This is a genomic window from Paenibacillus sp. sgz302115 (genome assembly GCF_056120445.1).
Genome location: NZ_JBVYOK010000002.1, coordinates 471,290 through 483,244, shown reverse-complemented (window position 1 = coordinate 483,244; position 11,955 = coordinate 471,290). Strand labels below are relative to the sequence as shown.

Annotated in this window: 13 protein-coding genes; 6 read left to right on the top strand and 7 right to left on the bottom strand. The window is 48.6% G+C overall.

The annotated features are described in order from the left end of the window. Positions 1-4 precede the first annotated feature (4 nt). The 6 genes from AC0LWN_RS07755 to AC0LWN_RS07730 all read left to right on the top strand — a co-directional run bounded on the left by AC0LWN_RS07755 (position 5) and on the right by AC0LWN_RS07730 (position 5,938). Positions 5-718, top strand: coding sequence for a polyphosphate polymerase domain-containing protein (locus AC0LWN_RS07755; RefSeq protein ID WP_474663989.1), 714 nt, complete (start codon positions 5-7; stop codon positions 716-718). Position 719: 1 nt separating this feature from the next. Further along, positions 720-1,415, top strand: coding sequence for a DUF4956 domain-containing protein (locus tag AC0LWN_RS07750; protein WP_474663988.1), 696 nt, complete (start codon positions 720-722; stop codon positions 1,413-1,415). 17 nt (positions 1,416-1,432) lie between these two features. Continuing rightward, on the top strand, positions 1,433-3,190 hold the full coding sequence (locus tag AC0LWN_RS07745; protein WP_474663987.1) for a CotH kinase family protein: 1,758 nt from the start codon (positions 1,433-1,435) through the stop codon (positions 3,188-3,190). 192 nt (positions 3,191-3,382) lie between these two features. Further along, positions 3,383-4,117: a LytR/AlgR family response regulator transcription factor gene (locus AC0LWN_RS07740; protein WP_474663986.1), complete on the top strand. Its 735-nt coding sequence runs from the start codon at positions 3,383-3,385 to the stop codon at positions 4,115-4,117. Continuing rightward, positions 4,092-5,432, top strand: coding sequence for a sensor histidine kinase (locus tag AC0LWN_RS07735; protein ID WP_474663985.1), 1,341 nt, complete (start codon positions 4,092-4,094; stop codon positions 5,430-5,432). The genes AC0LWN_RS07740 and AC0LWN_RS07735 overlap by 26 nt, the downstream gene beginning before the upstream one ends. A gap of 50 nt (positions 5,433-5,482) precedes the next feature. Then, a complete protein-coding gene (locus AC0LWN_RS07730; protein ID WP_474663984.1) occupies positions 5,483-5,938 on the top strand; it encodes a hypothetical protein in 456 nt (151 codons plus the stop codon). A 455-nt stretch (positions 5,939-6,393) separates the two neighbouring features. Here the strand turns inward: AC0LWN_RS07730 and AC0LWN_RS07725 are convergent, their stop codons facing one another. The 7 genes from AC0LWN_RS07725 to AC0LWN_RS07695 form a co-directional block, all read right to left on the bottom strand. After that, positions 6,394-6,957 carry a hypothetical protein gene (locus AC0LWN_RS07725; protein ID WP_474663983.1) on the bottom strand — a complete coding sequence of 188 codons (564 nt, stop codon included), beginning with the start codon at positions 6,955-6,957 and terminating at the stop codon, positions 6,394-6,396. A gap of 198 nt (positions 6,958-7,155) precedes the next feature. Then, entirely contained in the window at positions 7,156-7,788 is a 633-nt protein-coding gene (locus AC0LWN_RS07720) for a DUF1775 domain-containing protein (RefSeq protein ID WP_474663982.1), read from the bottom strand. Between the two features lie 30 nt (positions 7,789-7,818). Then, entirely contained in the window at positions 7,819-8,484 is a 666-nt protein-coding gene (locus AC0LWN_RS07715; RefSeq protein ID WP_474663981.1) for a response regulator, read from the bottom strand. Then, positions 8,481-9,305 (bottom strand): sensor histidine kinase, encoded by an 825-nt coding sequence (locus AC0LWN_RS07710; RefSeq protein ID WP_474663980.1) that lies wholly within the window; start codon positions 9,303-9,305, stop codon positions 8,481-8,483. The genes AC0LWN_RS07715 and AC0LWN_RS07710 overlap by 4 nt, the downstream gene beginning before the upstream one ends. A 286-nt stretch (positions 9,306-9,591) precedes the next feature. Further along, positions 9,592-10,350 (bottom strand): amino acid ABC transporter ATP-binding protein, encoded by a 759-nt coding sequence (locus AC0LWN_RS07705; RefSeq protein WP_474663979.1) that lies wholly within the window; start codon positions 10,348-10,350, stop codon positions 9,592-9,594. Continuing rightward, complete coding sequence (locus AC0LWN_RS07700; RefSeq protein WP_474663978.1) at positions 10,343-11,083, bottom strand: amino acid ABC transporter permease; 741 nt, start codon at positions 11,081-11,083, stop codon at positions 10,343-10,345. The genes AC0LWN_RS07705 and AC0LWN_RS07700 overlap by 8 nt, the downstream gene beginning before the upstream one ends. 11 nt (positions 11,084-11,094) lie before the next feature. Next, positions 11,095-11,952 carry a transporter substrate-binding domain-containing protein gene (locus AC0LWN_RS07695; protein ID WP_474663977.1) on the bottom strand — a complete coding sequence of 286 codons (858 nt, stop codon included), beginning with the start codon at positions 11,950-11,952 and terminating at the stop codon, positions 11,095-11,097. Positions 11,953-11,955 lie beyond the last annotated feature (3 nt).

Genomic DNA, 11,955 nt, shown 5'->3' with positions numbered 1-11,955 from the left:
TGAAATGAATAAGAAGCTGCAATTCCGCCATGAGCTGAAATTTTTTATTAACTATCATCAATACCTGATTCTGCGCCAGCGGCTGAAAACACTGATTGATGCCGACCAGAACGCGGACGACAGCGGGGAATATCATATCCGCAGCCTGTATTTTGACGATATCAACAATTCGGCGCTGTCCGATAAGCTCGGCGGCCTGCGGGAGCGTGCCAAATACCGGATACGGATCTACAACGTCCAGGACAATGTGATTCATTTTGAGAAAAAAATTAAAATGGACGACTACATCGCCAAAATTAAAGAACCGCTGACGAGGGAGATGTACGACCAGATTATGGCCGGCAATTATGAGGTGCTGAAGGTGCCGGACAGTCCGCTGTTCATGGAGCTATACAGCCAGATGCACTACAATCTGCTGCGCCCGAAGGTGATCGTCGATTATGTCCGCGAGCCTTATGTCTGCCATAACGGCAATGTGCGGATTACTTTTGACAAGGAGCTGCGCACAGGGCTGCATTCCACGGATATTTTCAGCAAGGAGCTGCAGCCGGTACGGGCTCTGGATGAGAACTTTATTATTTTCGAGGTCAAATTCGACGAATACATACCGGAGTATATCAAGATTGCGCTTCAGCTTAATGGGTTGAACAGACAGTCTGCTTCAAAATACGTGATTTGCCGGAAATTTCTAAAAACCAACACTTGGGAGGATTATTGAAATGAGTAAGGACGCGACAACAAATACTTTTTCCGATATTATCAAAAATTCAGTGATCGACAATTTCGTCTCCGACATCAGTATTTCCAAAATGCTGATCACGCTCGGGGTTGCTTTTCTGATCGGCTTCTTCATCTATCTGCTCTACAAACGGGTCTTCAGCGGCGTGCTCTATTCCAAAAGCTTCAACGTCTCCCTGATGGGCATGACCATGATTACCGCTACAGTCATTATCGCCATCAACTCGAACCTCGTCCTGTCGCTGGGGATGGTCGGCGCGCTCTCTATCGTCCGCTTCAGAACTCCGATCAAGGATCCAACCGATCTGATCTTCCTCTTCTGGGCTGCGGTAGCAGGCATTGTTACCGGTGCTGGCTTCTTCACGCTTGCGATCATCGGCTCCGTAATTATCGGGCTGATTCTGTTCCTGTTCATTAAAAATTCTTCAGTCGAAACGCCTTATCTGCTGGTTATCAACTGTGAGAGCGATAACAGCGAGCGCGAGGTGCACAGCCATCTGAACAAATCCGTCAAACGCTACAATGTGAAGCAAAAAACTGTAACCGCAGGCAACATCGAGCTTACACTGGAGCTGCGTCTCAATGACAAGGAAGGCGGGTTCGTCAATACTGTATCCGATATTACCGGCGTGAAAAACGCCCTTCTGATCAGCTATAGCGGCGATTATGTATCATGATGAAGGGCGGTGCCGGGATGAAAGCACGAGGTAACCCTGTCCTGCTGATGTTTTGCTGTCTGCTGCTCGTTATCGCTATGGCCGGCTGTCAGAATGCAAATACGTCTGCGAGCAACAACAGTACAACTAAGGATGTCAAGGATACAGCGGTGTCAAGCGACGAGCAGAATCTGGATACGAAGGTTTTTCCTAAGGACAAGATTGTGGATGTCAAAATTACCATCGACCCGGATGATTTTCAGGACATGCTGGATAATGCCAGCGCCGAGGAATACAAGATGGCTTCTGTAGAATATAACGGGATCAAGATGGATAATGTGGCGGTGCGGACCAAAGGCAATCTGAGCCTGCGCAGTGTCGTGCAGATGAGCGATTCCGACCGCTACAGCTTCAAGATTTCTTTTGACGAGTATGTAAACCAGACTTTATTCGGCATCAGCAAAATCAATCTCAACAACAATTACAGCGACGCCTCGTATATGCGGGAATTCCTGACCTATGAGCTTGCGGAGAACATGGGGCTTCCCACGCCAAAATATTCCTTCGTCAACATCTACGTCAACGATGAACTGAAGGGCTTCTACCTCGCAGTCGAGCAGATCGGTGATGCCTATCTGGAACGCCACTTCGGCAATACTTACGGTGCGCTGTACAAAGGGGTAATGACGGGCCAGGGCAGCGATTTGACCTGGCTCGGCGATGACGCTTCGCTCTATACCGGCCTTGAGATGAAGTCGGAGAAATCAAACGATGATATCGTCCTTGACATGCTGAATGAGCTGAACAACGGCACCGATTACGAGAAATACATCAACGTCGATGAGGCCCTCGGCTATATCGCGCTGAATGCCGTAACCGGCAATATGGACAGCTATCTCGGCGGTAACAAGCAGAACTATTATCTATATGAGGACGATGGGGTGTTCTCGATTCTGCCGTGGGATTATAATATGGCCTTTGGCGGCATGGGCGGCTCGGATGTACTGATTGATGAGCCGACTCAGGGCGCACTCGCCGAGCGGCCGCTGATCGCAAAGCTGCTGGCGAATGAGAAATACAAAGCGAAATATCACGAGATCATCCGCAAGATGCTGGACGGTTATCTCAAGGACGAAACGTTCCAGGCCCGGAGTGATCAGCTTAATACGATGATCTCCAGCTATGTGAAGGCCGATCCCTCCGCTTTCTATACGTTTGAGGAGTACAAGAGCGGGATTACAGCGGTGAAGACATTTATGTCGACGATGGCGGCAAGTGTCTCCCAGCAGCTTGCCGGCACTATCCCTTCCTCCGGCGACGGCTCGGGAAGCGGTATGGGCGGAGGCGGTTTTGGTGGCCCAGGCGGTGACGGCGGCCAGGGCGGTAACGGCGCAGCGCAAGGCGCGCAAGGGCAAGGCGCAGCAGCGGTGCAGCAGCAAGGCGGAGCGCAAGGTGCGGCGGCGGGCGCGCAGCAAGGCGGTGCGCAAGGTGCAGCGACGGGTGCGCAGGCGCAGCAAGGCGGCGCGCAAGGTGCGGCGGCGGGTGCGCAGCAAGGCGGCCCTCCCGCCGGAGAGCCGGGCGCCATGGGCGGGCCGGCCATTCCCGAGGGCGGCAACGGCCCGGGCGGCGGTATGGGCGGTGGCTTCGGCGGCGGCATGCCGGGCGGCGACTTTGGCGGCGCTGGCATTGCGCAGCAGCAAGGTAGCGCAAGCGAAGCCATTACTACTGGCGTAGCTCTTGTTGTCCTCCTGCTCACTGCAGCGTTCGTTACTTTCTATAAGCGAAAACGGCTGTAATCCTGCAAAGAAGCCTCAGAGAACATCTGAGGCTTCTTTCATTTTAAATAAATGCTCTTCGCGCGCGCTCTTGCATTTGATGACCATAAAACTGCATTTCACATCATTCCGATTGCATCGGCACGTTGATATCTGTATGCTTGATATCTGTATGCTTGAATTGAAATCCGATGTACTGTGGAGATGAAATCTTTGATTAGAATTGTTGTCTGTGATGATGAGCAAATCATGCTGTCCGAATTAACTAATAAAATCACTGCATATATGAAAAACACAAATTACTCCAGTCAGGTCTTTCCTTTTTCACATGCTGAAGCGCTGCTTGAGAGCAATGAATCCTTCGATATTATTTTCCTTGACATACAAATGGGCGGCATTACCGGTATGGAAGCGGCGCAACAATTACGGCAGGCAGGTTCAGAGAGCATGCTTGTTTTTGTCACAGTATTGAAGGAATATGTGTTTGACGCTTTCACGGTGGAAGCATCGGACTACTTATTAAAACCTATAGACGATGACCGTTTCATACGGACAATGGACCGTATTTTTCATTACATTGAGGATCGAAAAAAACACAGCTTGACCATTCAAACAGGAGCCTGGTGCAAATCTATCCGATTTTCAGATATTTTATATTGCGAGGCCATTAACAGAAAAATTGTTGTTCATACCAAGCAAACGGTAATTGAATACTATTTCAAAATAGAAGAATTGGAAAAACAGCTAAAACCCTTTTTCTTCAGATGTCATCGCAGTTATTTGGTTAACCTTCAGTACGTTTGCAGCTATGAGCATGGAACGGCAAAATTAGAGAACGGAGACAATCTTCCGATTTCAAGGCTTCGGCAGCAGGATTTTGCAAAGGCAGTTTTAAACTATATGAAAGAAGAACGAAGATATTATGGAAATGTTCAGCCTGTCAAATAAATGGTTTGATTTCTTCTTCTATTTTTGTATTTTGAACGGCAGCTTAGCGTGGCTTGAAATTAATTTTTTCGGAAAATTTATCAATCAGAGTTTGAAATGGAATCACTATTTTACGTATGTATTAATGATGTATTTTTTGTATGCCACAGAAATACAACTGCGCGTATCGTTTCCAACTTCGACTATGTTAGAGCTGGCCGCGCTATTCGGATTCGGATGTCTTATTTTGCAATGCACTCCGGCTTTATCAGCAATTACAGCCATACTGACCATAAGTCTGATGCAGGTGGTAAACGGTATTTTCCAATCCTTATCCAGCATCATTTATCCATTTTTCCCGTATATGAATGCTAGTGTACTTATATGCAACTTGCTTGCAATAACAACCGCCTTTTTTAGTTACAGGTATGTTATAAAGTCATTTGGCAGAAGAAAAACGCCCGTGAATCTGTATGTACTGATTCTGCTAATGCCAATCCTGTTTGTTTTACTTGTTGTGCAGTATGTTTTTATGACTACCGCCGTTTTCAACCGGAACGGAGCACGCCTTTTCTCGAGCATAAGTGATTGGGAAATGTTACTCATCCAAATTGCGGCTTTTGTTTGTCTGTTTGCCGTACTTTTTGCCTATCAGAAACTATCTGAGGCCTTTGAATTGCAAATGCGGAACACATTGCTGGAGCAACAAATCGATATGCAAAAGGATTATATGCAGGAGGTACAAACCCGGTATGAGCAGACCCGGGCTTTTCGGCATGACATAAAGAGTCACTGGACAGTGCTGCGCGGGCTTTTAAAAAATGAAGAAAATGAAAAGGCGTCGGAGTACTTAAATAAGCTGGAAATAGCTTCAGATACGTTTTCCTTTCCCTGCCAAACTGGAAACATGGTCATTGATATGCTGTTATCTAACAAATTAGGGCTGGCGCAGCAAAAAGGCATCCGGGTAGACTGCACCATGAAGATTCCAGCAGGAGACGCAATAGATGAGATGGATTTATGCATCATTTTTTCAAACGCCGTTGACAATGCCATAAAAGCCTGCAACCCCATTGAAGGATCGGACCAATACATAATTATTTATGCGGTTCAAAGAGGGAATTTTTTTATGATAGAAATTGAAAATAGCTGCAACGGGGAAAATACACACGCCAGAGGCTCCGGCATTGGGCTGCAAAACATTCAAGCTGTCGCTGAAAAGTATAATGGAGCGGTCAGCGTAGAAAACACCCCGCAAATGTATAAATTGAATGTCCTTTTATCATTCCACTACACTCAGACAGCATCTGATTCCAAATCTATTGAAACGGCATAAGCTGCTGATTATGCTAAGTGTGTCTTCAAAGATAAAAGGAGGTTTTACATATGAATGTCAGCAGTATAGGGACCCATGCTCCGCAAAAACCAATTGGGGGCGGTTCAAAAAACGTTGAGCAGGATATTAAAGCATTGGAGCAGGAGAGAGCCAAGCTTGAGCAGGAGAAGCAGAAAGAAAAGAACCCGTTTGCATTAAAACAAAGCCAAAATTATGATTCCATAGATAAACAGATCAAGGATTTGGATACGAAAATCCAACAGTTGAGAGCAAAGGCTTCAACCTCTGAGGAGGCCCCGAAGGATCAGGCGGAAAATCAACAAGCGTCCTCAGCCTCCCGTCAAGTTGATGAATATGTGAGCAGTAATGGCCAGCCCCGGCAGCCGTCTGCAGGAATCTACAGTGTTTCCCGGAATGAAAAGGGAGAACCTGTCGTCTCTTTTAACCCGGCTCCGATGAACAATGAGGCTGCCAAGAAAAACTCGCCGGATGACACATCGCTCTAGTAGATCGTCAGAATCATCTTCTGATCGGAAGAGTCCGCCCGTTTGTAATGGACTGAGCAGCTCTTATTTCTACTGGAAGTCATTTTTCCGCAAGTTAACGGACTCCAGTGCCTTTATGGGCGGACTTTCAAACTAAATATACCTGCTGAAGAGGCGATAAGCGCGTTACGGTCCGTTAGCTAGGCTAAATGTATCCTTTTCGGGAAAATAACGGCTTTACGGTCCGTTAAGGAACAGGAGGATGGATACGACGAATCCTTCTCTCCCCGGGCCACAAAGGCTCCGTCCTATGAGACGGATTTAGAACTGATTCTGTAGTTACCTTCTACAAACGCAAACGCCTCTAGCACAGCGGCCTAAATGCAGCACTAATAGCCTCGGGCGCTCACCTGACCGTCCGAGGCTTTTTTACAAGTATTATCATTGCACATATCTCCGCAGAGTTCCGTGGTTCATCAAGCCTCCTCCGCCAACGGCTCCTCCGTATTCAGAAGATTTATCAGCTCGACCAGGTCCCCGGCCGAAGCTGCGGAGAAGCCGTGCTCTGTGTTGTTTTGCGTGAGCTCCTGAAGGACATCCTTAATCGCGATCAGCTTCACGCCCTCTTCCCGGATGCAGTCCAGCTCACGTGTATCCTTCACTTTGCCATGCACGAACCAATATTGCCAATCTGCACCGCCAGCCAGTGCGTCCCGTAACTTCTTCTTTTTATCCGAGGTGTATTTGATTTCGACCCAGGCCTTCACACTGTCCTTGATGCTCTCAGTATTTCTTACTTTGGCACTTGTCTTCGACTTCGCTCCCAGCTTCTCCATCTGCGATTTCGTCAGCTTGCTGATGTAAGCCACTGGCCGCACGCTAACCTGCACCTCGCAATGAATGTACTCCCAGCCCTCATCGCCATTGTTGCGGACGGCAAGAAAGTCAATTTCGTTCAGCTTCTCTCTAATGCCCCGGATGGTAAAATACCCCTTCTTGTTCAGCCATTCTTCTACCAGAGTTTCCGCTTGGAGCGCCATGATCTTCGTCCTCCTTATACGCTTGTAAAAAGCATGTAAAATGCTTGTAAAAAGTGCCTGGCTTAATAGAGTTATATTCGCTTTTCTTTTACATAATCCTCCATAATTAACTCCTAAAAACAAGAAAGAGTGTCCCAATAGCCATTAATGGCTTCGGAACACCCTTCTATAATGTAAACGATTCACCTTTTTCCCGTATCAGGCATGCGGACTGCGGAACAAACCGGCAATCGCCAGCAGCAGCGACAGGATGGATACTCCCAGTGCCACATAGACAGCCGCCGGGGTTGCAGGCTTCTCCTGCGCTTTATCTGTTTCCGCCCCCATGTTCATCGAACTATGATCCGCCATACCGGAATGACTGTCTCCCCCAGCCGCCTGCACGATCTCCGTGATGGAATGCGGTGTCTCCGAGCCCTCTTCGCCGGACCATTGAACTAAGCTGCCATCGTCATAATGCTGATAGGCGTTCCAGGCAAGCTCACCGGCAGCAGCCGGGTTTTTGGCAGTGAAGTAGAAGCGCTGGAACTGCCCGGCCTGGATGCCCTTACCGCTAGCGATCCAGCTTACTTTGTTGCCCTCTACAGTAACATCCCAGCCTGGCGTCGCCTCGTATTGCTTAAATTCCGCTCCTTCCGGGATGCGCAGGTCAACCTGTATAGTGGCCGCGTCCTTCTCCGAAGGGACTTTGAGTGTATAGGTCTCCCATGCACCGGTGGCCGACTCAGCCGGACTGACCGTTACATGCGCGCTGGCCATAGTGGCGAGCACCAGCAGAAGTGCCGCTGCCGGAGCAGCGAGTGTCATTAATTTACGAAGCAGTTGATTCATGTTACCCCTCATTCACGTATATTTTTGTCCTTATCTTTTCCCCGGAAAATCCCGTCCCCGCGAAGCGAGTCCCTGCTCCAGGGCGTATCTTGTAAGCTGTGTGCGGTTCTGGAGCTGGAGCTTTTGCAGAATATTCTTGAGATGGTTCTTGACCGTATGCTCGGAGATGCTCAGGGCAGCTGCGATCTCCTTGTTGGTGGAGCCGGAGGATACACAGCCCAGTATCTCCTTCTCCCGCACCGTCAATGCTTCCCGTTCCTCCTTGACAGAGGTGACGGCAAATTCCTTCAGAATCTGAAAAGCCAGCTCCCGGCTCAGCGGAACCTCCTCACTGACAATCGCCTGCAAATATTCGATCCAGGTTGAGGGAGCCAGATTTTTCAGCAGATAGCCCTGCGCCCCTTGCTTCAGCGCTTCGAACAAATTGGAAATTTCATCCGACACCGTTACGATGACGATTTTGACATAGGGATATTCCTGTTTGATCCGCTTGGTCGTCTCCAGACCGTCCATTCCCGGCATTCCGATGTCGATTAGAATCAGATCAGGCATCCACTGCCCGGTCCAGATAATCGCCTCGGCACCGCTCTCCACCGCACCAATTACCTCAAAGCGCTCATCCATCGCCAGAATTTCGCACATCGCCTCACGGGCATGGACATGATCATCGACTACAAGCACCCGGCAGCGGTTCATATGGAGCTTCCCCCTTTTGTAATCTCTACAAGAGTCCCGTACTCGCCCGACTTCAGCGACAGGTTCCAGCCCATGCCTTCAGCACGTTCCTTCATAATCCGCAGCCCATAGCTGCCGCTCACCGCAAAAGGGTCCTCGTGCTTAATTCCTGCACCGTCGTCCGTAATAGCAACTCCCCACTGCTCTGCGCTGCCCAGACCGGAAATAGCTACCTTGCCCGCCCGGGTGTGCTTGCGTACATTAATCATCGCCTCGCGGATGCAGGCCAGCAGCTCTGCCTGTTCTGCGGGAGTTAAGGCTTCTTCCGGCAGCTTCCAGTCGAGCAGAACATCAACCGAGACCTCGCTGGCGATATGCGTGAGCTGCTCCTGAACCGACTGTGCAAGCGAAAACGGCTGCGGTCCGGAAACGGGAACCTTGAGATTGGATATAGCCTCACGGACATAACGGTTGACCTCATGCACGGTTTTTTTGATCTGGTCGATGCTGTCAGCGCTGACCTCACCGCTCTTGCGACTCTGCTCCAGACGCTCAATCCGCACAGAGAGCAGGAATAAAGATTGCGCCATTCCATCATGCAGCTCTTTTGCCAGTGTGTCTCTCGCTTCCATTGCCGTCTTCTGCGCCCGCTCCTGCTCCAGCTCCCGCCCGTTCCGTTCCATGATCGTGAACAGCGGCAGCAGCAGCACAATACTGACCAGGAACACAAGTACAGGCGTTAAGTAATTGCCCATATCCATAGAGATATAAGGCATCAGGAATTGATGGCGCACAACCTCCCAAATCCCGACCATCACTGTAGGCAGCAGCAGGATAAGCACTTTGATTCTCGTATACGTTGCTGTCCCCTCCCAAAATCCTAATATTTACAATAGCATTGCCTAAGCAATACCCACATGACTCTTTCGGGCTATAGGCAACCGATAAATGTTACAAAATTAAGTATTTAAAATTTACACAGCAAGTAGAAACGGCTACGCCGTCCTTAAAAGGACGGTATCCGTTTCAGCGAGAAATAGAAGGATAATTTATAGCGTGAAACATATAAATTCTTCTATTTCGAAAAAAAGGACTATTCCCTATCTAGGAATAATCCTCTCTTTTCTTCTAAATTGCAAATTCCGGCTCCTGGTCCCGGTAATAATTAGCCAGAAACTGCTTCGTCCGTTCGGATTTCGGTCTGGAAAAGACTTCATTCGGTGTCCCGTCCTCCACAATAACACCTTGATCCAGAAACAGAACCCGGGTAGCCACTTTACGGACGAAATTCATTTCGTGGGAGACCAGCAGCATCGTGTTGCCTTCTTCCGCCGCCTTCTTGATCGTGTCGAGCACCTCGCCTACAAGCTCCGGGTCCAGTGCAGAAGTAGGCTCATCGAACAAAAGAATTTTCGGCTGCATAGCCAGCGCCCTGGCAATTGCAACCCGCTGCTGCTGCCCGCCGGACAGTTGCTTCGGATAATGATGTACCTTGTCTGACAGACCGACCCTTGCGAGCTGCCCGGCGGCGATTTGACGCGCCTGCTCTTTCGGTATTTTTTTGACCACAATTAGCCCTTCCATCACGTTCTCAAGCGCCGTTTTCTGCCGAAACAGATTGAACTGCTGAAATACCATCGCTGTACTTTTCCTTAGCTCCAGCACATCCGCTTTGGTTTTCTTGGTGATGTTCACCGTCAGCCCGTCAATCTTGATCGTTCCCTCATCCGGCACTTCAAGCAGGTTGATGGATCTTAGCAGCGTGGATTTCCCGGCGCCCGACGAACCGATTACCGCAACCACATCGCCTTTTTGAATCGTCAGGTCAATGTGGTCCAGCACCTTCTGTTTATGGAATGATTTTGTTAATCCCCGAATTTCAATCAAGGATAACCTCTCCTTTTCTTTTGCGCATACTCCTGAAGTCAATATCCAGCCGCTTCTCCAGAAAGGCAATTACCTGTTCAATAATGATGGTCAGTGCCCAATAAATCAAAGCCAGGGAGCAATAGGATTCAAAAAAACGCAGATTATTCCCGGCCAAAATTCTCGACTGCGCGGTAATCTCCACTACGGAACACACAAACGCCAGCGATGTTCCTTTCATCAGTCCAATCAGCGCATTCCCTAACGTGGGAAGGGCCACAACAAAGGCTTCCGGGAGAATGATCCGTCTTAACACCTGCCCCCCGGTCATGCCCAGCGAATGTGCTGCTTCAGTCTGGCCTTTGTCAACAGAGAGCAAGGCTGCCCGGATAACTTCGGAGTTATACGCCGCTTCATTTAGCGACAGCGCCAGCAGCACATAGAATATCGCCGGAATGGAATTCACATTATAGCTTGTTTCATGATAGTAATTATAGTATTTCAAAATCAGCGGGATGCCGGCATAAGACAAATACAGTTGAACCAGGATGGGTGTTCCCCTGATAAATGAAATGAATACGACGCTTATCTGATACAGCACAGGTATTCTTTTCATCTTAATGATCGCCAGCAAAAGTCCCAGCAGAAGTCCGGCCAGCATAGCTATTGCAGTGAGTTCAAGGGTAACCGGCAAGTACCTGAGCAGTTTGGGAATGAGTGTAAATACTAATTCAATATCAAATATATTAGGCATATGGCGTATCCTTATTTCGCTTCCGGTGCAAAATCACCATTCAAATATTGTTCGCTGATCTTGGAAATCGTGCCGTCCTTGATTAATTCCTGTATCCGCTGATTTACATCCTTCTCAAGCTGCTCACTGTTCTTTCCCTTGCTAAGAATCAGATAGCTGTAGGGAACGCCAATCCGGTCAGTATCTTCCTGCGACAACGGAATAGCTTTCAGCTTCAGGCCGTACTCCTTAATATAGAGCTGCAGCATGGCGGCATCAATCAGATTGAAATCGTCTGCACCGCTCTCTACATTTTGCAGAATAGTCGCCAGTTCAGCATCGCTATATTTCAGCACGACCGGAGTTTTGGCGTTTTCCTTGTTGTACTTCTCCAGAGCTACCGTGTAGTTTACGCTGGGGCTGACCTCGGTCGTTTTACCTTCCAGATCGGCAAAGGATTTGATGTCGTCGCGGTCTTCCTTCACGGCAATGACAAACTGATTTTTAAAAATAGGGTCCGAGAAGATGTACTTCTCTCTTCTTTCCGCATTGCTGGCAAAGTTGTTGGCCCCGATTTGATAACGGTCGGAGTCCAGTCCGGCAAAAATCGAAGGAAACTCAGTTTTTTCAATATTAATTTTGTATTGCGGCAAGCCTTCAAAAATCTTTTTGACAATCTGAATGTCATAGCCGTCGATTTCATTGCTGTCATTTACATAAGAGAAGGGTTTCGGTGCGCCGCCAGTAGCAATATTAATTGTTGTTTTTGCGTTGTTTGCAGAACTATTACTGCCTTCTTTGTCAGAAGCACTATTATTCCCGCAAGCTACTATTCCCACCAGCAGCACCGCCGCCGTCAAACCGAGCCCAAGCTTTTTCCATGTCTTCATCAT

Coding starts and splice junctions, on each gene's coding strand:
- AC0LWN_RS07715 (WP_474663981.1), bottom strand. CDS start 8,484: ATGAACCGCTGCCGGGTGCTTGTAGTCGATGATCATGTCCATGCCCGT.
- AC0LWN_RS07720 (WP_474663982.1), bottom strand. CDS start 7,788: ATGAATCAACTGCTTCGTAAATTAATGACACTCGCTGCTCCGGCAGCG.
- AC0LWN_RS07725 (WP_474663983.1), bottom strand. CDS start 6,957: ATGGCGCTCCAAGCGGAAACTCTGGTAGAAGAATGGCTGAACAAGAAG.
- AC0LWN_RS07755 (WP_474663989.1), top strand. CDS start 5: ATGAATAAGAAGCTGCAATTCCGCCATGAGCTGAAATTTTTTATTAAC.
- AC0LWN_RS07700 (WP_474663978.1), bottom strand. CDS start 11,083: ATGCCTAATATATTTGATATTGAATTAGTATTTACACTCATTCCCAAA.
- AC0LWN_RS07695 (WP_474663977.1), bottom strand. CDS start 11,952: ATGAAGACATGGAAAAAGCTTGGGCTCGGTTTGACGGCGGCGGTGCTG.
- AC0LWN_RS07735 (WP_474663985.1), top strand. CDS start 4,092: ATGGAAATGTTCAGCCTGTCAAATAAATGGTTTGATTTCTTCTTCTAT.
- AC0LWN_RS07730 (WP_474663984.1), top strand. CDS start 5,483: ATGAATGTCAGCAGTATAGGGACCCATGCTCCGCAAAAACCAATTGGG.
- AC0LWN_RS07750 (WP_474663988.1), top strand. CDS start 720: ATGAGTAAGGACGCGACAACAAATACTTTTTCCGATATTATCAAAAAT.
- AC0LWN_RS07745 (WP_474663987.1), top strand. CDS start 1,433: ATGAAAGCACGAGGTAACCCTGTCCTGCTGATGTTTTGCTGTCTGCTG.